The organism is Gracilibacillus boraciitolerans JCM 21714 (assembly GCF_000521485.1).
GTDB classification, from domain to species: domain Bacteria; phylum Bacillota; class Bacilli; order Bacillales; family Amphibacillaceae; genus Gracilibacillus; species Gracilibacillus boraciitolerans.
Map to the genome: position 1 here is coordinate 70074 of NZ_BAVS01000010.1, position 25592 is coordinate 95665.

The 25592-nt window shown below is 34.9% G+C and carries 21 protein-coding genes and 1 pseudogene; 19 read left to right on the forward strand and 3 right to left on the reverse strand.

Translation table 11 applies throughout. The features are described 5' to 3' along the window. Window positions 1-246: 246 nt before the first annotated feature. The 12 genes and pseudogenes from chvE (at window position 247) to JCM21714_RS08545 (ending at window position 15259) form a co-directional block, all read left to right on the forward strand. The gene (chvE, locus tag JCM21714_RS08500; protein WP_035723410.1) at window positions 247-1365 is read left to right on the forward strand and encodes a multiple monosaccharide ABC transporter substrate-binding protein; all 1119 of its coding nucleotides are present in this window, start codon (window positions 247-249) and stop codon (window positions 1363-1365) included. Window positions 1366-1451: 86 nt separating this feature from the next. Further along, the gene (mmsA, locus tag JCM21714_RS08505) at window positions 1452-3008 is read left to right on the forward strand and encodes a multiple monosaccharide ABC transporter ATP-binding protein (protein WP_035723412.1); all 1557 of its coding nucleotides are present in this window, start codon (window positions 1452-1454) and stop codon (window positions 3006-3008) included. Next, window positions 2992-4154, forward strand: a pseudogene (gene mmsB, locus JCM21714_RS08510) (multiple monosaccharide ABC transporter permease). The gene mmsA and the pseudogene mmsB overlap by 17 nt, the downstream one beginning before the upstream one ends. Before the next feature lie 133 nt (window positions 4155-4287). Beyond that, window positions 4288-6075, forward strand: coding sequence for a cache domain-containing sensor histidine kinase (locus tag JCM21714_RS08515; RefSeq protein WP_035723414.1), 1788 nt, complete (start codon window positions 4288-4290; stop codon window positions 6073-6075). A 15-nt stretch (window positions 6076-6090) separates the two neighbouring features. Continuing rightward, a complete protein-coding gene (locus JCM21714_RS08520; RefSeq protein WP_035723416.1) occupies window positions 6091-7617 on the forward strand; it encodes a response regulator in 1527 nt (508 codons plus the stop codon). Between the two features lie 76 nt (window positions 7618-7693). Further along, window positions 7694-8122, forward strand: a complete 429-nt coding sequence (locus JCM21714_RS21255) for a hypothetical protein (RefSeq protein WP_235182711.1) — start codon at window positions 7694-7696, stop codon at window positions 8120-8122. Further along, window positions 8110-9051: an ABC transporter substrate-binding protein gene (locus JCM21714_RS08525; protein ID WP_235182712.1), complete on the forward strand. Its 942-nt coding sequence runs from the start codon at window positions 8110-8112 to the stop codon at window positions 9049-9051. The genes JCM21714_RS21255 and JCM21714_RS08525 overlap by 13 nt, the downstream gene beginning before the upstream one ends. Before the next feature lie 87 nt (window positions 9052-9138). Beyond that, entirely contained in the window at window positions 9139-9999 is an 861-nt protein-coding gene (locus JCM21714_RS08530) for a carbohydrate ABC transporter permease (protein WP_035723417.1), read from the forward strand. Beyond that, window positions 9999-10862, forward strand: a complete 864-nt coding sequence (locus JCM21714_RS08535) for a carbohydrate ABC transporter permease (RefSeq protein WP_084040647.1) — start codon at window positions 9999-10001, stop codon at window positions 10860-10862. Before JCM21714_RS08530 ends, JCM21714_RS08535 begins: the two co-directional genes overlap by 1 nt. A gap of 25 nt (window positions 10863-10887) precedes the next feature. Continuing rightward, window positions 10888-12213 carry a family 78 glycoside hydrolase catalytic domain gene (locus JCM21714_RS21260; RefSeq protein WP_235182713.1) on the forward strand — a complete coding sequence of 442 codons (1326 nt, stop codon included), beginning with the start codon at window positions 10888-10890 and terminating at the stop codon, window positions 12211-12213. Window positions 12214-12223: 10 nt separating this feature from the next. After that, window positions 12224-13543, forward strand: a complete 1320-nt coding sequence (locus JCM21714_RS21265; RefSeq protein WP_235182714.1) for an alpha-L-rhamnosidase-related protein — start codon at window positions 12224-12226, stop codon at window positions 13541-13543. 141 nt (window positions 13544-13684) lie between these two features. After that, on the forward strand, window positions 13685-15259 hold the full coding sequence (locus JCM21714_RS08545) for an alpha-L-rhamnosidase-related protein (protein ID WP_035723420.1): 1575 nt from the start codon (window positions 13685-13687) through the stop codon (window positions 15257-15259). Window positions 15260-15437: 178 nt separating this feature from the next. Here the strand turns inward: JCM21714_RS08545 and JCM21714_RS20520 are convergent, their stop codons facing one another. The 3 genes from JCM21714_RS20520 to JCM21714_RS20530 form a co-directional block, all read right to left on the reverse strand. Next, complete coding sequence (locus JCM21714_RS20520; protein WP_200868442.1) at window positions 15438-17099, reverse strand: family 78 glycoside hydrolase catalytic domain; 1662 nt, start codon at window positions 17097-17099, stop codon at window positions 15438-15440. Next, a complete protein-coding gene (locus tag JCM21714_RS20525; protein WP_200868443.1) occupies window positions 17081-17227 on the reverse strand; it encodes a family 78 glycoside hydrolase catalytic domain in 147 nt (48 codons plus the stop codon). The genes JCM21714_RS20520 and JCM21714_RS20525 overlap by 19 nt, the downstream gene beginning before the upstream one ends. Before the next feature lie 221 nt (window positions 17228-17448). Continuing rightward, on the reverse strand, window positions 17449-18471 hold the full coding sequence (locus tag JCM21714_RS20530; RefSeq protein WP_200868444.1) for an alpha-L-rhamnosidase N-terminal domain-containing protein: 1023 nt from the start codon (window positions 18469-18471) through the stop codon (window positions 17449-17451). Between the two features lie 440 nt (window positions 18472-18911). Between JCM21714_RS20530 and JCM21714_RS08555 the strand changes: the two genes are divergently transcribed. The 7 genes from JCM21714_RS08555 to JCM21714_RS08580 all read left to right on the forward strand — a co-directional run bounded on the left by JCM21714_RS08555 (window position 18912) and on the right by JCM21714_RS08580 (window position 25451). Then, a complete protein-coding gene (locus JCM21714_RS08555; protein ID WP_052000484.1) occupies window positions 18912-20255 on the forward strand; it encodes a sensor histidine kinase in 1344 nt (447 codons plus the stop codon). Beyond that, window positions 20234-20668 (forward strand): sensor histidine kinase, encoded by a 435-nt coding sequence (locus JCM21714_RS18310; RefSeq protein WP_052000485.1) that lies wholly within the window; start codon window positions 20234-20236, stop codon window positions 20666-20668. The genes JCM21714_RS08555 and JCM21714_RS18310 overlap by 22 nt, the downstream gene beginning before the upstream one ends. Next, a complete protein-coding gene (locus JCM21714_RS08560; protein WP_052000486.1) occupies window positions 20661-21521 on the forward strand; it encodes a response regulator in 861 nt (286 codons plus the stop codon). Before JCM21714_RS18310 ends, JCM21714_RS08560 begins: the two co-directional genes overlap by 8 nt. A gap of 2 nt (window positions 21522-21523) precedes the next feature. Further along, the gene (locus JCM21714_RS08565) at window positions 21524-22096 is read left to right on the forward strand and encodes an AraC family transcriptional regulator (RefSeq protein WP_035723422.1); all 573 of its coding nucleotides are present in this window, start codon (window positions 21524-21526) and stop codon (window positions 22094-22096) included. A gap of 241 nt (window positions 22097-22337) precedes the next feature. Next, window positions 22338-23642, forward strand: coding sequence for an ABC transporter substrate-binding protein (locus JCM21714_RS08570; protein WP_052000487.1), 1305 nt, complete (start codon window positions 22338-22340; stop codon window positions 23640-23642). A gap of 72 nt (window positions 23643-23714) precedes the next feature. Further along, the gene (locus tag JCM21714_RS08575) at window positions 23715-24599 is read left to right on the forward strand and encodes a carbohydrate ABC transporter permease (RefSeq protein WP_035723425.1); all 885 of its coding nucleotides are present in this window, start codon (window positions 23715-23717) and stop codon (window positions 24597-24599) included. Window positions 24600-24614: 15 nt separating this feature from the next. Continuing rightward, complete coding sequence (locus JCM21714_RS08580) at window positions 24615-25451, forward strand: carbohydrate ABC transporter permease (protein WP_035723427.1); 837 nt, start codon at window positions 24615-24617, stop codon at window positions 25449-25451. The last annotated feature ends 141 nt before the right edge of the window (window positions 25452-25592 follow it).

Below are 25592 nucleotides of genomic sequence, written 5' to 3' on the forward strand. Positions count from 1 at the left end.
CCCTAGGAAAGGGAGTGTTTTTCCGCAGCGCAGGATTACAGTTATCAAAATACTGTCGTGAAAGATTTACTACGCAGTTTAGTTAAATTTCGAATTTGATTTTTCTAATATTACAATGAAATTACAATTAGGTTAAAATTTTATAAAAACAGTTTAATAAAATGTAAAGCCTTACATTTTGAAAAATGGTAAAGTAATAACCAAGCAATAAATAAAATATAATTATTTGAAAGGGGGGGTTACACAATGAAAAAGTTTAGTTTATTGGCACTATTATTTGGTTTTATTTTATTCCTAGCTGCCTGTGGTGGAGATGACACTACTGATGGAGGATCTTCTGACAATGGAGGAGAAGAAGCAGCAGAAACAGATGGTGGATTAATTGGGGTAGCAATGCCTACGAAATCTTCTCAACGTTGGGTAGACGATGGAAACAACATGGTAGAACAATTAGAAGCATTAGGTTATGAAACAGATTTACAATATGCTGAAGATGACGTAGATAAACAAATCGAGCAAATCGAAAACATGATAGTAAAAGGTGCAGATGTATTAGTTATTGCTTCTATTGATGGTACCGCTTTAACAGATGTATTACAACAAGCAAATGAACAAGGTATTGAAGTTGTATCTTATGACCGTTTAATTATGGAAAGTGAACATGTTAGTTACTATGCAACATTTGATAATTTCCAGGTAGGGGTACTTCAAGCTTCATATATTGAAGAAGCATTAGATTTACCAAACGCAGAAGGACCATTTAACATTGAATTATTTGGTGGATCACCAGATGATAATAATGCATATTTCTTCTGGGATGGAGCTATGAGTGTTTTACAGGATTACATGGATGAAGGTAAATTAGTAATACAAAGTGATCAAACAGATTTTGAACAAGCAGCAACCATGCGTTGGGATGGTAATACTGCAAAATCCCGTATGGAAAACATCTTAAGCAGTTCTTACTCTGGAGGAGAAACTGTAGATGCAGTGCTTTCCCCCCCATATGATGGTATTAGCCGCGGTATTATCCAAGCATTAAAAGGTGTAGGTTATGGTTCTGGTGATCTTCCATTACCTGTAATTACTGGGCAGGATGCAGAGTTAGCTTCTATTAAATCAATCATTGCTGGTGAACAAACACAAACCGTATTTAAAGATACTCGTGATCTTGCAGCAGTGGCAGTAGATATGACCGAAGCAATTCTTAAAGGTGAAGAGGCAGAAGTAAATGATACAGAAACTTATGATAATAATGTGAAGGTAGTTCCTACTTATCTAGTAGAACCAGTATCTGTAGATATTAATAACTATCAAGAAGTTGTTATGGACAGTGGTTACTATTCTGAAGACGAATTAGAATAAGTTACTAAAATAAAGAATAAGAGATTAGTGGTGGTCATGATCACCACTAATCTTGTTCCTTACAGATTTTGAAGGTGGTGAAGTTAATGTCTGACACAATATTGGAAATGCGGAATATTACAAAGACATTCCCAGGAGTAAAGGCCTTGGATAATGTAAATTTACAGGTAGGAAAAGGGGGGGAGATACTTGCACTCGTTGGCGAAAATGGAGCAGGTAAATCTACTTTGATGAAAGTACTTAGTGGTGTATATCCTTATGGAACATATGACGGTTCCATTTATTTTGAAGGGAATGAATGTCACTTTAAGGACATTAAACAAAGTGAGAATTTAGGCATTGTTATTATTCATCAGGAGTTAGCGTTAAGTCCGTACCTTTCCATTGCGGAAAACATCTTCTTGGGCAATGAGAGACAAACCAATAAGATTATGAAATGGCAGGAAACCTTCTCTGAATCAAAAAAACTATTGGAGCGAGTAGGCTTAAAAGATTCACCCGAAACAGCTGTTATGGATATTGGTGTCGGGAAACAACAGCTAGTAGAAATAGCAAAAGCGTTATCTAAAAATGTAAAGCTATTAATCTTAGATGAACCAACAGCCGCACTTAATGAAACCGATAGTGAAAACTTATTGAAATTATTACTTGAATTAAAAGCAGAAGGTATTTCCTCTATACTAATCTCCCATAAATTAAATGAGGTTACTTATGTATCGGATTCAATTACGGTATTACGTGACGGTCAAACGATTGAAACGTTAGATGCGACTAAAGAAAAAATATCAGAAGAAAGAATTATTAAGGGGGGGATGGTAGGACGAGAAATAACAAGCCGATTCCCTGACAGAACTCCAAATATTGGAGAAATCGTATTTGAAGTGAAACATTGGGACGTTTATCACCCGCAGCAACATGACCGAAAGATTATTGATAATGCTAATTTTAATATTAAAAAAGGCGAAATTGTTGGAATTGCTGGTTTGATGGGTGCTGGCCGTACTGAACTAGCCATGAGTATCTTTGGTAAGTCCTATGGCAAGAAAATTAGTGGAGAATTATTTAAAAATGGGAAACAGATTCATGCTAATACGGTTAGTCAAGCGATTGAGCATGGTATTGCCTATGTTTCAGAGGATCGAAAAACATATGGTTTGAATTTAATTGATGATATAAAACGTAATATTACCTTATCTAATTTGAAACGAATTTCGAAGTCAACCGTTATTGATGAAAATAAAGAGGTTGTAGAATCTCAAGCATTAAGAGAAAAATTAAATATTAAAACGCCAACTCTTGAGCAATTAGTTGGAAACCTAAGCGGTGGTAATCAACAAAAGGTTGTACTAAGTAAATGGATCTTTACCGCACCGGATATTCTTATATTAGATGAACCAACGCGAGGAATCGATGTTGGTGCTAAGTTTGAAATTTATACACAAATCAATGAATTGGCTGCACAAGGGTTAGCTGTGTTAGTAATATCTTCTGAGCTTCCAGAAGTACTTGGTCTTTCAGATCGAATTTATGTGATGAATGAAGGGAAAATTACGGGAGAACTAAACAAAGACGAAGCTGATCAAGAACATGTGATGCGCTATATGACCGGAACTGGAGGTACTAGTAATGGAAACAATAATTAACTTATTTCGAAATAATCTTCGTCAATATGGGATGATTATAGCACTTGTATTAATAACAGGACTTTTTTGGATCTTAACAGATGGGATTAACTTTAAGCCTTTAAATCTCACTAACTTAATTTTACAAAATGGATTTATTTTGGTGTTAGCAGTAGGTATGGTTCTTGTTATTATTACTGGGAACATTGATCTTTCAGTAGGTTCAGTAGTTGCCTTTGTTGGTGCTATAGCAGGTGTGTTAATAATTAATATGAACGTTCCTGTTTGGGCTGCAGTATTAATTGCGTTTGTGGTAGGTGCCTAATTGGGGTTTGGCAGGGCTTCTGGATAGCTTATGTCGGTATACCGTCGTTTATCGTTACTTTGGCGGGGGGGATGCTTATCTTTAGAGGTCTAACCCTTTGGTTATTAGATGGGCAATCATTAGCACCTTTTCCAGAATCCTTCCAAAAAATTAGTAGTGGTTTTGTGCCTGATTTCCTAGGATCCGGAGATTTACACATCGTTTCACTAGTGTTATCAATTATCTTGTCTTTAGTATTAATTTACATGGAATTTAATAAAAGAAAAACACAATTGAAATATAATTTTGAAGTAATTCCACTTTGGTTGACGGTTGTAAAGCTTGCCTTATTATTGTTCGCTATTAATTGGTTTGTTTATCAATTGGCATTAAATAAAGGTATTCCTACCGTATTAATCATTGTATTTATTCTAATTATCATCTACACATTTGTTATGAAAAATACCATTATGGGTCGTCATATTTATGCAACAGGTGGTAATAAGAAAGCGGCAGATTTATCAGGTATTAAAACAAAGCGCGTTGTTTTCTGGGTATTTGTTAACAATGGTGTATTAGCAGCATTAGCTGGTTTAATGTTTGCTGCCCGCCTAAACTCAGCAACACCTGCAGCAGGGAACATGTTAGAGCTTGATGCGATAGCAGCCGTATTTATCGGTGGTGCATCAATGGCTGGTGGTGTTGGTACTGTTATCGGTGCGATTGTTGGTGGTCTTGTAATGGGCGTCATGAACAATGGTATGTCACTGATCGGTGTTGGTATCGACTGGCAACAAGCGATTAAAGGTATGGTACTTCTTATCGCAGTTGGATTTGACGTATACAATAAGAATAAAGGGTAAGACATGGAGAGGCTCATTATAACAAATGAGCCTCTATTTTTTTGCCTGAAGGTTTAATAATGATATTGAATTTATCATAAAACAAGCTTATAATTGTCGCAATTAGAAAAATGTATACTTGGGGGGGGATAATATGAGACATTTTTTTCGGTCATTACCCATTAGGAATAAAATATTCATTACTTTTGCAAGCGTTTACGTTATTGTGATTACTGTAATCGGTATTGTGATGTATTTAAACAATGTCAATGAAATGAAAAATCAGACACAATCAATGTCAAAGGTATTGTCCACTCAGTTTTCCAGAACAATAGATTTATATTTTGAGGATATTGAAAGACTATCATTGGCAATTTTTACAGACTCAGTTATTCAGGACACTTTATCCAATTATGAAGAGGATCTCTTATATAATGACATTTCTATTCGTAATAGTCTTTATCCTAGATTATTTAATCAAGTATACCCACAATCCGATGTGGCAGCAGTAACGATTCACACAGATAGTGGCACAATATTTGATTATGAAAAAAGTGGCGATATGGAAGTGAGATATGCAACAGAAGATCCAGAATGGGTTCAATTATTGAAGGCGGCAAATAAAAATGAATTTTTGATACTTCCAACCTCTGAAGTGGAACAATTAAATGGTCAGAAAAAGCAAGTCGTCTCACTGATTCGGGATATCTATAAAATCCCGCAAAGAAATAGAATTGGCTCAATGAAAATTGATATTGATGTTACCATTTTTGAAAAATTATTAGAAATGGATAATGTCGATGAATTAGAAGAACATATGAGAATTTTCGTGATGTCTGCTAATGAATCGGTCATTTATGATCACAGAAAAGAATTAATTGGAGAAAATAATGTAGGCTTAAATTTACCTACTGTAACAGTAAATGAGCCCGAAGACGGCACATTATCATGGCAATCCGATTCCTATCTTTATGCCAATGATCACTCTGATTTCACAAACTGGAATACAGTAGTTTTAATCGATAATGAATTCATTATTTATGAACGAAATCAGATATTGCTCTTTATTGCCATTAGTGGTCTTGTGGCGTTCTCAGTTATTGGAGTTATCTCTTATCTGTTGTCCTATAATATTACCAAACCATTTAACGGTATCATTCAAAAGATGCGTAGAGTGGAGAAAGGTGATTTGACGGATCGGATGAAATTGACAGGCCATCCTGAGATGGATGTACTTACTAGAGTTTATAATAATATGTTAGATAGTATTAATAAATTGATTACAGAAGTTTATGAGGCAAGTATTACCGAAAAGAATGCCAAAATATCTGCTTTGCAATCACAGATTAACCCACATTTTTTATATAACACATTAAATATTATGAAATCGATTAGTCGAGTGAAGGGTGTGGAGGAAGTAGCGGAGATTTCGGAGTCTCTGTCTGATTTATTTAAATATAGTATGAAGGATTTGGACAAAACGGTAACATTACAAGAAGAAGTAACCCATGTAGAAAATTATATGCGTATTCAACAACACCGATTCCGTGACCGTTTTGTCCTAACCAAAGATATCTCACCTGAAGCAAATCAAATTTCAATTCCTAAATTACTGATTCAGCCTATTGTGGAGAACGCTGTTAATCATGGGTTGAAGGATAAGAAGGCAGAAGGCGTGATTCTATTAAAAGCTTTTCTTAAAGAAAATGATCTGGTAATAAAAATCCAGGATAATGGTAATGGAATGAATCCGGAAACACTTGAATATGTAAGAAAAAAGGTAAGTACTAATAGGATGAAAACAGATACGGAAGGTATTGGCTTGAATAACATAGCGCAACGTTTACAATTGATGTATGGGTATCGTTATCGAATGCAAATAGATAGTGAAGAAAATACAGGGACGAATGTGACAATTATTCTACCAGCTCACGTTATATAGAGAGGGGGCAACATCATGAATGTATTTATCGTTGAAGATGAATATTGGGCATTATTAGAATTGCAAACTTTGTTAAAAAAATATGAATCCAAACATCATATGTACTATTTTGAAAATGGAGAGGATGCTTTAGAAGCCTTAGAAGAACAACCTCCCGATCTTGTTATTACAGATATTACAATGCCAGGAATAAACGGTTTGGAGTTAATAGAAAAGGTCAAATCCTTCGATGAACGAACGGAATGTATTTTATTAACTGTTCATGATACCTTTGAATATGCCAAAAGAGGTATACAATTAGGCGTGGCTGATTATGTATTAAAGCCGATAAAGAAAGATGCGTTATATGATACGATTGATGTTCGGTTAAAAGTGATAGAGGAACGAAAACGTGAAGAAACTGAGAAACAGCATTGGTCGATTAACAAGCTATTATTTCAATCGGTAGAAGAAAATAATTTCGATATGGAAAGTTTTGATAATCAGTCTTTTGTATTGATATATCTGCTTGTTAGTAATTGGAAGGCAACTGTTTCGTCATCCATGTCAATAGAAATGAAAAATATGGAAGATTTAATTGAAAGAGATGAAATATGCTGGTTTTTATCGATAGATGCTCAACGAAAAGTACTATTAATCTCTAATCCAAATCAAAAATATTTAATGGATTTCCCGTTGGCAGATATTTATCAGGAATTATATAGGTTTGGTCAAATACATGTATGTAGCCTGCTAAAAAGTGCGGACGTTTCACTGAATGCATGTTTCCATGAGGCGGAACAATTAATGGATAGACATAAATTGTTTGGAGAAACTACAATTTTGGATCAGCATAATTTAACAAGTGAAAAGGAACTGCAAGGGCTATGGAGTATTGTAAGGATCATTGAAAATAAAATTAAAGAAAATCAATTTGCATCGATACCGCGTCAAATAAATGATTTAGTGGAGCTGATCGAGAAGGAAAAAATCCTGCAAAAGCAATTATTTCAATTTTTACTAGATATGTATTATGCAATTATTTATAAATTACAGCAATCAACCAGTAATGTGATCAAAATAGTTGAGGGTGATCGTTATTTTGATCAATTAGAATCATTAGAGACGTTTGATCAATTAAAGAATTGGCTAATAAATTTATTAAATGAAATAGTTAAAGTTACTCCACATCATGATGTTGCACCTAAGCATCTTATTCCCATGATTAAAACTTGGATAGCTAATTTTCATTCCACTAATATTACATTTCAACAATTTGCGGACGAACATCATGTAAGTGTAAGTTATTTATCCAGAGAATTTAAAGAACAGACTGCTATGACTTTTTCTGAATATCTGACAGATGTTCGAATTACTAAAGCGAAAGAATTGTTTGATAAAGGTATGGAAAGAACAGCAGAGGTAGGAGCTTTAGTAGGCTATCAGGATCCGAAGCATTTTCGCACCGTATTTAAAAAAGTTACAGGTATGACACCAAAGGATTATAAAAATATACAGAAAAGGGGGGTGATTAAATTTAGTAAAAATCACCCCCTTTTATAGTTAAATAAATAGGTTTTTTATTAATGAGAGCGTTTATATAATTAAGTTGTAGCAAAAACATAAGGGGGTTGAATAAATGAAAAGATTAACATTCAAAAATTTATTGTTTAGTTTCATGGTTTTATTACTTTTATTATTAGCAGCTTGCGGTGGAGATGATGAGGATACCAGTTCATCAGATACGGGAAATGATAATTCAGGTGATACTGCAGAAGGTACAGAAGAGGAAAATCCTGAAACAACACTTACATTTCTTATTGATAATCAGACCGTAACTGATGGAATCGAAGCTGTAGCCGCAGATATTGAAGAAAAATTTAATATTAAGACAGAATTTGAGCTTCGGCCAGGTGGAACTGAAGGAGATAATATTGTCAAAACAAGACTAGCAACAGGTGAAATGACAGACTTAATGTGGTATAACTCTGGTTCACTTTTTAAAGCCTTAAATCCTTCTGAATATTTCATGGATCTATCAGGGGGGAAGCATTTATGGATCGTCTAACAGATGAATTTAAAGAAACAGTTGCAGTAGGAGATGCTGTCTATGGTATTCCAGGTGAAGCAAGTTCTGCTGGCGGCTGGTTATATAACAAAAAAGTTTATGAAGAATTAGGATTAGAAGTTCCCCATACTTGGGAAGAATTAATGGCAAATAATGAAGCTATTAAAGAGGCTGGAAAAATTCCCGTAGTTGCTTCATATAAAGATACTTGGACATCTCAGTTAGTATTATTAGCCGATTATTATAATGTCTATTCGGAAAATCCGGAATTTGCAGAAAAATTCACTAATAATGAAGCGAAGTTTGCAAATACACCAATTGCATTAAGAGGATTTGAAAAATTACAAGCACTACAAGATGCTGGATATTATAACGATGAAGAATCAGCGACAGGTTATGAAGATGCTTTAGAAATGCTAGCTACTGGAGAAGCAGCACATTATCCAATGTTAACCTTTGCGTTAGCAGCTATAGCAGATACGTATCCAGAGGCGATTGAAGATATTGGTTTCTTCGGCCAGCCTGGAGATGATCCGGAAGATCATGGGATGACGCAATGGATGCCAGGTTCTATCTATGTAAATAAAGATTCTGAAAATGCAGAAGCTGCGAAACAATGGGTAGAATATTTTGTATCTGACGAAGGAATGGAAACACTGATGTCAGTATTGAAAGCTAATGGACCCTATGTTGTAGAAGGCTTAGATTTACCTGAAGATGCTTATCCAGCAGTGAAAGATATGAAAGCATATTTGGAAGAAGGCAAAGTAGGGCCAGCTTTAGAGTTCTTATCGCCATTAAAAGGCCCTAACTTAGAGCAAATAACAGTAGAAGTAGGATTAGGAATGATAACACCTGAAGAGGGTGCAGAAAAATATGATCGAGATGTAGAACGACAAGCGCAGCAATTAGATCTTGAAGGCTGGTAAAACAGATAATAAAAAAAGCCCTGTTATAATATTTCCAAAGTAACAGGGCTTTTTCAATAAACATAAGTATTGGGGGGGTGACAATGTATGAGAGTTAATAAGATGTATAGCTATGCTTTATTAATACCAGCCGGGTTAATTTATGGTTTATTCTTCCTCTATCCAACTGTGATGTCTTTTTTCTTCGGTTTTACAAGATGGAATTTAACGGATTGGGAATGGATAGGCTTTGATAACTATATCATGTTTTTTGAGGAATCATCTTTAATGATTGGTTTTAAAAATACTTTTATTTTTGCATTTTTAACAGCAGGATTAAAGGTAGTGCTAGGTTTGATTTTTGCAGTTTTATTAACTGCTAAATTAAGAACAAAACGCTTTATTCGCTCAATGGTATTTTTCCCTGTGTTAGTAAGTACAATAGCAGTTGGTATTGCGTTCAGTGTATTGATGCACCCATCAGAAGGGTTGATTAATATGGTGTTGGGACTAGTAGGAATTGATGGTCCGAATTGGTTAGGTAATCCTAATCTAGCTATTTACTCTGTTGCTTTTGTAGATGTATGGAAAGGTGTCGGGATCGCAACAGTCATATTCATCGCAGGAATGATGTCCATTCCAGTTGATTATTATGAAGCCCATCAAATTGATGGTGGAAATAAACTGAATGCGTTTTGGTATATCACTCTACCATTATCTCGACCAGCGATAAATGCTGTTATTATCCTAGCTTTAATTGGTGGATTAAGAACGTTTGATTTAGTTTGGGCGATGACAGGTGGAGGACCTGGGTTTAGTTCAGACTTAATTGCTTCGATTATTTATAAGCAATATCAAGCAGGTTTTTACGGGTTATCTACAGCAGGGAATGTTATTTTATTCCTGATGGTGGCACTAATTGTCTTCCCGATCTTTAAGTACCTGAACCGAAAAGAGGTGGATCTATAATGAATCAACAGGAAGAAATCAAAAAAGAACGAAGAAAAAAGAAGCTTACAAGAACGGTTCTGGAAACATTATTAGTAGTAATTTTTTCTGCCTTATTCTTAGCTCCATTTTATTTTATTGTTGTGAACGCGATGAAAACTAGTGCTGATGCATCACAATTATCAATAGCTTGGCCTTCTGAATTTCGTATATTAGAAAATATGCAGGATGTATTAGCAGCAAGAGATAATATGCTGCTGTTATCCTTTTTTAACAGCACAGTGATTACGGTATCGTCAATCGTTATTTTGCTTGTAGTAGGATCAATGGCCGGATTTGTATTACAACGCCGTTCAGGAAAAACCATTAATATAATTGGTACTACTTTTTTAGCAGGTTTAATGATTCCACCGGCTGTTGTTCCAACGATTTGGGTACTGGAACAGTTTCAATTATTTAAAACCTTTCCAGGTATTATTTTAGTCATGGTGGCAATATCTATTCCATTTTCGATTATTTTATATACAGGTTTTATCGCAACTATCCCTAAAGAGCTTGATGAAGCAGCTATTATCGATGGCTGTGGTGGATTTCGCCTTTTTTTCAGCATTATTTTTCCGATGTTGAAACCGATCCATTCCACTGTCATTATATTAAATGCTGTTCAAATTTTTAATGACTTTGTACATCCATTATATTTCTTTCCAGGTTCAGAAAATGCCACTGTACAGTTGACACTCTATAATTTTATGAGTATGTATAGTACTGATTGGAATCTATTATTTACGAATGTATTATTAATTACGATTCCTCCATTTATCTTATTCTTGATTTTTAGCGAGAAAATCGTGGCAGGTATGACAGCAGGTTCAGTTAAAGGATAATTTACAGAAATGAGGTTTTTTAAAAATGTTACAAGTAAAAGATTTACGAACAGAATATCGAGAAAACCCAATTGGTATTGACGTAATTGCTCCTCGTATTAGTTGGAAATTAACCTCAGATCAACGAAATGTGAGGCAAGCTTCTTATCAAATTCAAGTGGCAAATAATGATATATTCAGAAATATCTTATGGGATTCTGGAGAAGTGAAAACAGAGGATAGTAATTTTATAGCTTTAAAAGAAGTGACATTAGAATCACGAATCAGATATTATTTTAGAATGAAGGTATCCGATAACCATAGTAATTATTCTGACTGGTCTGAAGTCAGTTATTTTGAAATGGGATTGTTAGATAAAGAAGATTGGGTCGCAGATTGGATTGCTGCTCCACGTCAATGGAATGGGGAACCAGCGCCTCAATTAGTGCGAACATTTCATGTGGATGGCGAAATAAAGAAAGCCAGAGTTTATGCAACAGCACTAGGATTATATGAATTACATTTGAACGGTAATCGTGTTGGCGACGACTACTTTACTCCCGGATGGACGAGTTACCAAACCAGATTACAATATCAAACATATGATGTAACAGATCTATTAACAAATGGTGAGAATGAGTTACTAGGACTACTTGGCAATGGTTGGTATAAGGGGGGGAATCTTGGATGGGAAGGAAAGAAAGATATTTTTGGAAATCGCTTATCATTACTTGCACAGTTACACATTGAAATGGAAAACGGGAAGGAAGTGGTTGTTACCACTGATGAAAACTGGCAAGCATCAGATAGTGCCATTCGTATGTCTGAGATCTATCATGGTGAAACATACGATGCTCGATTTAAAGTTGAGGCGAAAGAGTCGGTAGAAATTATCAATCATACAAAGGATATCTTAGTCGCACAGGAAAATGAACCTGTTCGGAAAATAGATATGTTAGAGCCAGTAGAACTAATGCAAACGCCAAAAGGTGAGACCGTCATTGATTTTGGCCAAAATATGGTTGGGTGGGTGTCCTTTGATATCGAAGGTAAAGCTGGACAAGAAGTAGAAATCAAACATGCCGAAATCCTGGATGGAGATGGAAACTTTTATACCGCAAATCTTCGTGCCGCAAAGCAAACCAATAAATATATATTGTCAGGTAATGGTAAGGAAACATTTGAACCACATTTTACTTTTCAAGGATTTCGTTATATTCAACTGATTGGTTTTAATGAAGATCAAATGGAATTAAAAAATTTCCGTGGAGTCGTATTACATTCCGATATGGAATTGACAGGCGATTTCAAATGTTCTGATCCACTGATAAATCAACTGCAACACAATATTCTCTGGGGGATTAAAAGGTAATTTCCTAGATGTGCCAACCGATTGTCCGCAACGTGATGAACGTCTAGGTTGGACGGGAGATGCACAAATTTTTGTTCGGACGGCTAGTTACCTGGCAAATATTGGACCCTTTTTCACCAAATGGCTTCGAGATTTAAAAGCAGATCAAGAGGCTGATGGTGGCGTACCATTTGTAGTGCCGAATGTGTTAGATGATATGGAAGAACCACATCAACATACTAATCCAAGACCATTTAGCTCGGCCGCTTGGGGGGGAGATGCTGCTGTCATCTGTCCGTGGACCCTTTATATTGCGTATGGTGACACACGGATACTTGAAGAGCAATACGATAGCATGAAAGCATGGATAGGCTATATAAAAGCGCAGGGTGATAATCCTTATTTATGGAATACAGGCTTTCATTTTGGTGATTGGGTAGCATTGGATGCGAAGCCGGATAGCTATGTAGGTGCAACCGATCGCCCCCCCTATATTGCAACTGCCTTTTTCGCTTATTCTACTTCTTTAGTAAAAAGAATTGCCAAAATACTAGGGATTGAAGAAGATTTTAACTATTTTGCTGATTTGGAAGAAAACATCATTCAGGCATTTACCGATGAATTTGTCACACCAAATGGTAAGATAGCTGTTTCGACGCAAACAGCTCAAATTGTGGCATTGATGTTTGACATAGTTAATACCAACACGAAAACGCGTGCTGCAGAAAAATTATGTGAATTACTTGAAGAAAATGAATACCATTTAACAACAGGTTTTGTTGGCACACCATATCTCAATCATGTGTTATCGGAGAACGGCATGAATGATGTAGCCTATAGATTATTATTCCAAAAAGATTATCCATCCTGGCTTTATCAAATTACCAAAGGTGCAACAACGATTTGGGAGCATTGGGATGGCATTAAAGAAGATGGCTCCTTCTGGAGTACTGATATGAACTCGTTTAACCATTATGCCTATGGTGCGATAGGTGATTGGTTATACCGGAAAGTTGCAGGTCTTGAATTAGATGAAGAAGTGCCAGCATTTAAGCATTTTACCGTCAAGCCTTATGTCGGAGATGGATTAAATTGGGCGGAAGCAACGCTTAAATCGATGTATGGTGAAATTAAGAGTGCCTGGAAAAAAGATGTGATAGGTAATATGCAGTTAGAAGTAAGCGTTCCGCCAAATACTACTGCAACGGTTAAGCTAGTTGGTGTAGACAAAAAAAGTGTGAAAGAAAATGGGAAAGAGTTGTCTGAAGTAGAAGGAATTCTTTCCGTTGAAAAACAAGTAGAAGAAACAACAGTTACTTTGGGATCAGGTCACTATTTATTTGCGTATTAAGGAGCTTGGCTAGTAGATGTTACTACTAGCCATTTTCTGTAATTAAGCGAAGAGGAGAAAAAGAGGAAGTATATTGGATTTGGTATCCAATGATAATTCCCGTGCTTTTCTTAATATAAAACAAAGAAAGGGGAGTGTAAAATGAGTTTTCAACAAAATCAGACATTTGAGATCAATCGAAATGGAAGATTTGAGCAAATTGCTGATGACTTAGGACCAATTTTATATCGAGAAAACGTCGTGGTTAATCAAATTGTCGAAGTAGTGAAAAACAAAGGGAAAATTCATGGATGGGAAGTGAAATCTGGTGGTTCTGCAGGCGAACTATCTAAGCAAGTATTAGGTAAGGGAGATCAAGTGATTCTTGACTTTGGCGATCATCAGGTCGGGTATCTTTCTTTACATATTCAACCTGTAGGAAGTCCGCCTGATGCACCGTTACATCTTCGTCTAACATTTGGTGAAATGCCTGTAGAAATGGCAGAGTCTTTTTCTGATTATGATGGCTGGATTAGCAGTTCGTGGTTACAGGAAGAAACGATACATGTAGATGTTTTGCCCAATCAGCTTAAGTTACCAAGACGATATAGTTTTCGCTATTTAAAGATAGAAGTATTGGATACATCTCCAAAATATAAGGTATCTTTTGATAATGTGTCAATAGAAGCCGTTACATCTGCTGATGTTCATAACGTGGATACCTTTGAGCATAAGGATAAAGAGTTAGTTGAGATAGATCGTGTTAGTATCAAGACATTACAAGATTGTATGCAGGATGTATTTGAAGATGGCCCAAAACGTGATCGTAGACTGTGGTTGGGAGATCTGCGTTTGCAGGCAATGGCAAACTATGCAACAGTTCAAAACAATGAATTAGTAAAACGGAATTTATATCAATTTGCAGCGGTTCCGAATCAGGATGGACAGGTATCAGCAAATTTATTCGTAGAACCTACTTTGATTCCGGATGACACTTTTTTATTTGATTATTCGTTGTTTTTTACGACTACACTTTATGATTACTATCAAGCAACTAAAGATGATGAGGCAATACATGACTTATGGATGACTGCATATCGTCAAATAGAAATTGGGATAGAACGTTTAGATAGAAGGTGTATTGTTGAGGATGATGACAGCTGGTGGTCATTTATCGATTGGCACCCAGAATTGAATAAACAAGGGCCTTCACAGGCAATTTTAATTTATGCGTTACGACGCGCGATCGAGTTAGCGGAGATCCTTCAAAAAGAAAACGAAAAGAATTTTATGTTGACTCAGCTAGCAAAAGTAGAAGAAGCCTCTATTAAATATTTATGGAAGGAAGGGCAAGGATTTTTCGTAAGTGGAGAACAAGAACAAGTATCGTGGGCAACCCAAGTATGGATGGTGCTAGCAGAAGTACTGGATCAAGAAAAAAGCCGAGTATTGTTAAAAAGATTATTAACAGAACCGCCTAAAATTGAGATGAATACACCATACATGCATCATCATCTTGTGGAAGCCTTATTTCTAGTAGGTTTAGACCATGAAGCAACGAATTGGATGAAGATGTATTGGGGTGGCATGCTTCAAGACGGGGGGGCAGATACGTTCTGGGAATTATATAATCCAACCGATAAGGAATTTTCACCTTATGGTAATCATTTAATTAATAGTTATTGTCATGCCTGGAGTTGCACACCGACATATTTGTTGAGGAAATTTTTAAAATAAATTGCAATAAGAGCCTTGAGATTAAGGCTCTGTTTTTATAAGTAAAAAACTATATAATCATTGGTATAAAATGTAGACATGTTAGTTTGTGATCTTTAAAGAGGTGAGAATAAAATATACTAAAATAGGAACAGATCTCCAGCTAATTGAACTAGCTGGAGATCTGTTCATTTCTATATTAATAAATAGATTCAAGCTGATAATGACCTGATTCTATTTGAATCATTGCTTTTCCATTCTTAAAATCGATATCATTAATTTTGCTATAATCCTCGATTGGTTCTCCATTAATTTTTATTTTGTTTACATCGCTTGTAGGAAGCCAGACTGTAGCAGTTGTATTCGCAGGAATAGAAACATGATAATGAAGTGTATTACCTTTAATATTCCATTCACTTTTGATGATGCCATAGACTGACTTATACTCACCACTTACGGAAGTAAGACGCTTTTCTGGATCGATATTTGGTTGTAAATGGATGTGTTTAAATCCTGGTCTTTCCACATCAGGTGATATTCCTGCCATATACTTATACATCCATTCGGCAATTGCTCCATAAGCGTAATGGTTAAAGGAATTCATCCCTACATCACCAAAGCCATCTTCTAAAGAGTAAGAATTCCAACGTTCCCAAACTGTAGTTGCTCCATTTTTAACGGAGTATAGCCATGAAGGCATTTGATCCTGTAACAGTAATGAATAGGCAACTTCCGAATGGCCTACTTCTGACAAGATTGGAGCGATTACATTGACGCCTAAAAACCCAACGGACAAAGTGTTTTCTGCATAATTTACTCGATTGCTATCTGGATGTGATGTCTTATATTTCTTATCATTTTTTATATTTTCCACAAGTAAATTAATCATTTGCTGTTTCTGATCTTCATTTTTATACAATCCTAACTTTAAGCTCCAGAGTAGAGCACACTGACTATTATCTTCGACAGGAGCAGAATTATAAAAATTTGTTAAATCAAAAGCAGATCCATTGGAGGATTTTAGTGTTAATTTCCCGCTTTCGTTTACTTTAATGTAATTCTTGATAAATTCCTGTTTAATACTTTCAAAAAGGTTTTTATATCTTTGTGCTTCTGTTTGTCTCCCAATTGCCAATGCCATTTGCATCATTAACTTCGCGTCATAAGCATAGTATGCATCACTCATTAATTGTGTAGCAGTCCCTTGAAAATTCAACCAATCTCCAATACTGCCTGGTCCTCGATAGGTATCTCCTGTTTGCTTATAGATCCAATCAATAAACTTAGCCATGGCGTCGTAATTTTCTTCGATAATGGTTGTATCTCCCGTCATTTGCCACACTGTCCACGGAACAATGATTCCAGCATCAGCCCAACCACTATTTCCAACTACTCCAAAGAAATCGGAGAAACGCCCACCAGGGGATGCAGAATGGAAAGTGCCATTTCCGTATATGTTTTGAGAATCCTTTAACATGTCTATCCAATTCTCTAAGAAAATAGCAGCATCCATATTATATAACGCTGTATTTGCGAACAGTTGTGTATCACCTGACCAACCAACTCTCTCATCTCTTTGTGGACAATCGGTTGGAACCCACAGATAATTACCTCGATGTCCCCATAAAATATTGGAGAACAGTTGATTGACAGATGGATGAGAGGTGGTGATATTTCCAGTTTGCTGAAGCGCAGACATAATAACTTTACCAATCAAACTTTTTACATGAATGGTAGTATTCGGTGAAACAACGGTTACTTCTATATATCTAAATCCATGAAATGTAAAAGTAGGTTTGTAAGTTTCACCTCCTACATTTCCCTTTAGTGTATAATAATCGGTTACTTTTGCAGAACGCAAGCTTGCTGTATAAATCGATCCTTCAGGCCATCAGCGCCTTCACTATCGTCATTTAACATCTCTGTAAAACGTAATTTAATTTGGCTTCCCTTTTCACCTTGAACAGTGATGTTTGGAACTCCTACCATGTTTTGGCCGAGATCAAAAATAACTGTATCTTGATCAGTGATACTGACATCACTTTTTTTAGCTCTTTCTGTGTCAAGAATAGTCCGGGTGGAGTCAACATCGATTACACCTCGGCCATTTTTACTCGCTTCTTGTTTGATTACCCCTGTATAGAAAGTAATAGATTGAGGTAGTCGATTTAGTTTTTCAATGAACTGTGTTTTTTCTCCATTAAATGCTTTTACTTTTGCGTGCGGAAAATTTTTGTGTAGTCATGTTCTTTTACATTCATCCAGGTTGAATCATCAAAATCGTTTTTATTCCATCCTGGAATTTCCATGGTTGCATCGTACTCTTCTCCATCATAGATATCGTTTGAGCGTATTGGGCCTGTATCTGTTGCTTTCCAATCAGATTGGGTATCCGTTACCACGGTGTGAATAGAACCATCATCATAGGTAATGAATAGCTTAGCAAATAAGGCAAGTTCGTTTTCTTCACCAGAATAATAGGTAGTTTCGCCGTGTTTTTCGTTCCCTTTTGAAATACGCCCATTCCACCAGCCATTTCCTAGAGCAGCAGCAAGAGTTACAGCATCTTCTTTTATATAATTTGTTACATCATAGGTCATATAATGAATCGTAGCGTCATAATTCGTCCATCCTGGAGGCATAAAATCAATCTCAAGACTTTTATCATCTTCCGTAACTGTTCCGAGTTTTTCCCCATTTATATAAGCATCATATACTCCTAAGGCCGATATATATAGTCTTGCGCTTTTTACCGTACCCTTTAGTTTCGTTTCCTTTCTAAATAGTGGGGGGGAACCATTACTATTAACGTCTTTACCTTTCATTGAGATCCATTTAGCACCATCCCAACGTGTTATACCATCTGTACTTTTGAGACCAGTTTCGAAATAAGCATTTTCTTCAGTTTGTATTGGTATATCATCTTGGTTCCATACAATAACGGTCCAATAGTATTTGGTTGATGGTTCAAGTATATTGCCATTGTATTTAATGGCTACAGAGATATCGGATATCACTTTTGTGCTATCCCATAAATCTGCATCCCTTTCTGTTAGCTTTGAAGGACTTGATGCGACAAGAATTCGGTATGCAGTTTGCTTTTGCCTTTGCCTTTGTAAATCTGATTCCATCATCCAGCTAAATCGAGGGTATTCCGCATCAATACCTAGTGGGTTATGACTACCTTCAACTTTCAAGTTATTTATTTTCGTAAAATTTTCTTGTGTATTCAAAATTTCTCCTCCTTGATTCTTTGGTATAAGTAGTAATAATCTATTTTAATTATAGTATTTCTTTAATAACAACATGATAGGTAATCAGGACATATTAACATGGTAATAAAGACAAAGTGTTTTTTATATGTCAAAGCTGAATTATTTTAGTGATTATCTAAACTAGTTATGTGAAGTAGGAAAGGTTCAAATTGATTAATGAGTTTTTTATTAAAGCTGTCTGATATGCCTTGTATATTTGTCTCTTTTGACTAGCTTAATGTATTCATATGAATGTTAAAGTTAAGTGAATACCGTCGATAATTGTGAACTTATTTTACTTTTAAATAACTTTAGAAATAAAACAGAGATATTATCCTGAAGGAATATGTGAGATACTATCTTTATAGTGAAAAGTCCACTTATTTATATATGAAGAAAACTAAAACGAGGGCGCTTACATGAAAAGAATTTGCAAAAGTTTTATATCATTATTCCAGCGGCAGTATATTAGAACTCGCTTTCTTATTGTAATGATTTTATTATCAGTGCTTCCATTGATTCTGTTGGGCATTATTTCATTTAATATTGCTAAAAATACGATGAGTGAAAAACATGTGGAAACAAATCAAAATCATTTAGAAACCATTAATGATGTTGCGGACTTAATGTTTGATAATGTCATTAAGTTACATAGGTTGATTCTATCAAACTCTAGGTTGCAGCAAGAGTTAAAAGTAAGTGCGAAATCCGAGGATGGTGAAAGAGGGGTCATTGGTGGGAATGATCCTGCTCTCCAAATACAACGGATAATGTCTCAATATTTTATTGATCAAAATAATATAAATTCTGTTTGTCTTATTGATAATCGGTATCGAGCAGTCTGCTATGGACGCTCTGATAATTTAGGTATATATGAGGGCAATACACAGGATGTTGTGAATAGCGATTGGCATCAGGAAATAGTCCGAGCAAAAGGAAAAGAGGTATTTTTTAGCCATAATGTATTACTAGGTGACGATGTGCCAAGTAGCACATTTTCTACAGTGAAATTATTATTAGATCCTAATGAGTATCCTTTTCAAAAATTGGGCATTTTAATTGTTAATCTAGATAAAAAAGTGTTTTCTAAGATGCTTCCAGATGAGTCGAATCATTTTACAGTTCAAGACGAAAATAATCAAACAATTTTTGATTCGCGAAATAATAATGATCGTTATGTTAATCCAAGGAGTTTGGAGGAATTACAAAATCAAGGATATTTAATTACTAATGCGAAGAATACAACAACAAACTGGACGTTTGCCACAGCAGTTTCACCAGAGGTATTGTTCAAAGAAACCCATGAAATAAGTCGTTTAACTATTACAATTGTCCTGATAATTTCTTTAGCATCTATTATTTTATCCATCGTTTTATCAAAATCTATTACCAAACCATTAGCAAAAATTAAAAGAATGATGTTAGATTGGTCGAAGGGGGGGAAAAAAGAATTTAAGGAACAATTTCAAGATGATGAAATAGGGGGGGTTATTGCTGAGACTTTTAAGAAGGTCTCATGGGAAAATGATGAATTAAATCGACGTGTAATAAACCTTCAGTTAAAGGAAAGGGAAGCAGAATTACGGATTTTGCAATCGCAAATAAACCCACATTTTTTATATAATACCTTAGATTCAATCTACTGGATGGCTATCATTGAAAAACAGGATAACATTGCACAAATGGCTATTTCTCTTTCAGAAAGCTTTAAATTAGCTCTGAATCGGGGGGGAAGGAAACTATGCCAATCGAAAAAGAACTAGAACACATTCGTCACTATATTACGATTCAGAATATTCGGTATGGGGGGGATCGAATAGATTTTATAGAAGAAGTGGATAAAGGATTATTAGATAAGGAAATATTAAAGCTTTTATTGCAGCCTATTATCGAAAATGCTGTCTTTCATGGTGTTGAACCGAAAATTGGTAAAGGTTTGATAAAGATAATTGGCAAACTTGAAGGTTCATTTGTCCGATTTACAATTTCAGATAATGGAGTAGGAATTGAAGACCTTAATTTGATAGAGCAAGGGTTCGGGATGAAGAATGTTCGAGAGAGAATTGAATTATATTATGGATCCACAAGTGAATTTATTGTGAAAAGCGAAGTCAATGCAGGTACGACGATAACTATTCGTTTTCCGTTAAATAAGGAGGGTCATGCTCATGCTTAAAGCTGTTATATTTGATGATGCCCCCCCAATTGTTATTAAAGGTTTACAAGAGATGATTGATTGGTCTAAATATAATATAATAATTGTGGGAAGTGCTACAGATGGCAATACAGCGATGAAAGTAGTGAATGATCTCCAGCCAGATATTATTTTAACCGATATTCGTAAGCCAGGTTTAGATGGACTGCAATTAATAGAATTTGTGGTGGATATTTTTCCTGAAATTACTTGTGTCGTTTTTAGTGGTTTTAAAGAATATGATTATGTTAAAAAAGCATTAAAGTTGGGTGTAGTTGATTATTTAGAAAAACCTATTACAATTGAAAAAATTGAAGAACTAATTCCTCAAATTTTAGCGAAAATAGAAGAACAAAAACAATATAATAGTTTAAAGTCTCAATCAAAATTAAGTTATAAGGAACAACTAGAAAGAGCTGCGATGGAATTATTGTTTAAAGGGTATAATGCGGAGCAAAAATGGAAAAATATCATTGATCAATTGTCAGAATTTGAAGTCCAAAGTGTTACTGTTTTGACCTCTTCTGAGCGATTAAACTGGAAAGAAGGAACACCATCGACCTATTCTGTTATAGAACTTCATTTAGAAGATCAATTTATTTATGTTTTTTATAAGTTTAGTGTGATCACTTCTTATGATCGTATACTAGAGGATGATGTCGATTCCTTAGAAGCTATTGTTGGAGTTGGCACAACAATGGAGAAGAAAGAAGGCACGTTAAAAAGTTATAATGATTCTTTAAAAGCATTAAGATATGGTCAATACGTAGCTGAACCTGGCTTTCACTCTTATGATGAATTGAAACGTAGTTATATATTTCAGAAGATTATGTAACAGTGATAAAGGAAATAAGAGATAGTATTTCTGAATTGAATAGGGACCGAGCATTACTATATGTAGCAAAATATTTAAATATTATTGATAATAAATTGTTAGAACCAGATATAGTAGAACGAGAAATTCTGAAGCTTATTTATTTGGTTATTGAAACAGTACAAGCCAAAGAATTAGCAAGATCTGAATATTTATTTATGAATTATATTCCGCATGTGGAAATTAAAGAAATTAAATCAAAATCAGAAATGAAAATTTGGTTAAAGACTCAAATAGAAGGTATTCTAGCAGGATTGGATAGAAATAATAAGGATAAACACCCATGTATTCAAAAAGCAATTCAATTTATAGAAAAAAACTTCAATCAACCTATTACATTGAATGAAGTTGCCGAATATGTGGATATGAATGCTACTTATTTCAGTTATTTATTTAAAGAGGAGATGGGAATTTCCTATATTAAATATGTCACGGAAGTAAGAATAAATAAAGCAAAAACTATGCTTGAAAAAGGAGAGAAAGTAACTGATGTGAGTGAACAAGTTGGTTATCATACGTATCGACATTTTTTCTGAAGTTTTTAAGAAAAAAGTAGGTATAAGCCCTGGTCAATATAAAAATGGATAATGAAGAAAATAGGTTGTGTGAATGAAATACCTAACTCACACAACCTATTTTGCATTATGAGGGAATTAAATGAACATAATCCAAAAAAAACAGACATTATTCCAAATAATAAAGCAATTATAATTAATTGTTAAAACGCTTACAATTAAAACTGTAATCATCTTAAAAAGAGGAAGGGGGGGAAAAATTATGAAAAAGAAAGCGTTTCAGGTATTCTTAGTAATAATTTTTGCATTATTTGTCGCGGGATGCTCAAGTAGTTCTAAAAGTGAAAACAACACAGGAGGAGAAGAAGCCTCCTCAAATGAAGCTAGTGATGAGAGTGTTCATTATCTCTCAAATAATAATGCTAGTGGAGGTGAGGTGCCTGTTTACGTTTCTCAAACTGAAGAGAAAACAGATCTTGAGATAGATATTGAAACAGTGCCTCAAACGGAATTAGTTCAAAAAATTCAACTTCTTTCAGCAAGTAACGATTTACCTGAAGTATTTGATTATGAATCAGGAAAACCTTTGCAAGAATTAATTGATGCTGATTCGGTGTTAAATGTTGAGGAAGCTTTTAAAGAATTAGGAATATATGAAAATCTTAATTCTGGTGCAGTAGATTTGCTCAAACGTTTAAGTGGTGACAGAGGTCTATATGCTGTGCCAACCACAATGAACATTGAAGGTTTTTGGTTTAATAAACAAATCTTTGAAGAAAACGGTCTGGAAATCCCTACTACATGGCAAGAAATGTTAGATGCCGCTGAAACCTTACGACAAAATGATATACAGCCTTTTGCGGTTGCAGGTAAAGAGAAGTGGCCTATTACTAGATTAATTAACGCCTATGTCATGAGATATTATGGTGTAGATGCCATGGAAAGAGTTAGTAGTGGTGAGCTAGATATTACGGATGAAGGTTTTGTTAAGGCAGCAACGCAGGTGAAAGACATGGCGGAAAAAGGTTATTTTGGTGAAGGGGCAAATACCCTCGATTCAGATGCAGCAGTAGACTTATTTCTGCAAGGTAATGCAGCCATTTATTATATGGGGTCATGGGCATTAGCAGATTTTAATGATGAAGAGCGAAATCAGATTGGAGTAGAAAACATTGGTTTCTTTAATGTACCAACAGTAGAAGGTGGAGTTGGAACATTGGATGAATATAACATGAATGCAGGCTTAATTATGGCTTTTTCAAAAGATAAATATAATGACAAAATGAAAGAATGGACGAAAGCAGTATTTTCCGATTATGGAGGTCGGGCAATGGAGGATTTAGGTTTAATTTCCGGATTCAAAATTGATGAATTGCCTGAAGATAGTAATCCTTTAACCAAAATGGTCAGTGAGAAAATCAATGAAGTATCTCGAGGTTCATTATGGTTTGAGGCTCAATTTGATGCAAGAACAAAGCAAATTGCAGAGGATAATGCTCAGTTATTAATCACAGACTCGATTGATCCAGCAACGTATATGTCTGAATTAGCACAGGAAATTGAATAATTTTACGATTCAACATGAAGGTCCGAACATTCGGACCTTCATTGATTACATAAAAATGAGGAGGGATGGTTCATGCAAAGTGTATTAAGAGATAAAAAAGCAATTATGATTTTTATTTTACCTGCTTTATTGATCTTTTTATCTGCAGTATTAATACCAACTGTATGGTCGATTGGATATTCCTTTTTTGAGGGTTCACCAATCAGAGGCTTTACATTTATTGGTTTTGAAAATTACGTAAATATTTTTTCCGATCGTCAGTTTTTAAGTAGTTTTTGGCTTAGCATAAAATATGCAGGATTAGTGACCACAGGGCAAGTGTTTTTAGGATTAATATTAGCTATTTTTTATGTGCTGGTATTAAAACGTTTTTCAGTAATAATTAGAACGCTTATTTTCTTCCCAATCGTGTTACCAGCTGTCGCTGTTGCACAATTATTTTCTAAAATATTCGAAATTACTCCACAGCTTGGTTTAGTTAACAGCTTATTGAGTTCGCTGAATTTAGATATGTGGGTACAGGCATGGTTAGGAAATGGTGACACGGCATTCTGGGTAATTGTTGTTATGGATATATGGCGATCAATGGGTTTTTATGCTGTTCTGTTGTATGCGGGATTAATTGATATACCCGAAGATGTTATCGAAGCTGCTAGAATTGATGGGGCAAATGGCTTGAAATTATCAAGGTTTGTCATTATTCCGATGATCAAACCCATTTTAATTTCAGCTATAATTTTTAGTTTGAATGGAACATTAAAAGTATTCGAATCTGTTGTAGCGCTAACCAATGGAGGACCTGGAACGAGTACCTCTACGTTGACATTATATATGTATCATAGTGCATTTGCTTATAATGAATATGGCTATGGAAGTACAGTAGCAGTATTTTTATTAATTCTTTGTTTAATGGTGACATTACTTATTTATCGATACTCACGTCAAAATATTGATTAAGGAGGGGGGGTAGTTATGTTCGCACAAAAAGTTTTTAGTAATATTTTTGGGAAGATTTTTATTTTTATAATGCTTTTAATTACAGTGTATCCGATCGTTTGGTTAATTTTATCTTCTTTCAAAAATCCAAGTGAATTCTCGAATCCAATGTATGCTTTACCTAGTGGAGTTCATTTTCAAAACTATATCGATGCTTGGACAATTGGGAACATGGGTACGTACTTTCAAAACAGTATTTTTGTAACATTTCCTTCATTGTTTTTAATTTTAATGTTTGGTGCAGCAACTGCTTTTGCGATTGAAAAAATGAAATGGAAATTAAATAATACAATCCTTTTGGTCTTTTTAGGAGGAATAATGATTCCAATGCAAATCGTTCTGTTACCCTTATTTACAATTTATCATCAAACAGGACTTTTAAACAATTTATTGGGATTGATTATAGTTTATATTGCATTTGGATTACCTTTAACAATCTTTTTATTCACTGGTTACTATAAGACGTTACCCAATGAATTAATTGAAGCTGCAATAATGGATGGTGCAAATATATATCAAATCTTTTTTAAAATATCAATTCCATTGATTATTAATTCATTCGTCTCAATAGCACTGGTTCAGTTTTTCTTTGTTTGGAATGACTTAATATTTGCTATGACATTTATTAGTGATTCGGAACTAAGAACCATCCAAACAGGATTAATTAACTTTACTGGAGAATATGGTCAAAGGGAGTGGGGGGGTCCAACATTTGCTTCTATATCTCTTGCGATTATACCAACATTGATTTTATATTTAATATTAAATAAACTAGTAATGAAAGGTATGACAAGCGGGGCAGTGAAAGGATAATACATGTTTGAAAAGGGGTGTGTTTCTTTGCAAAAAGTAAGTTATGTTTTTAAGAAAAGCACGTATTTACCTAATGATCTCCATTTAAATATTAATCGAAGTAAAGAAGGATTTAATGCGCCCCCCCTCCACACACATGAA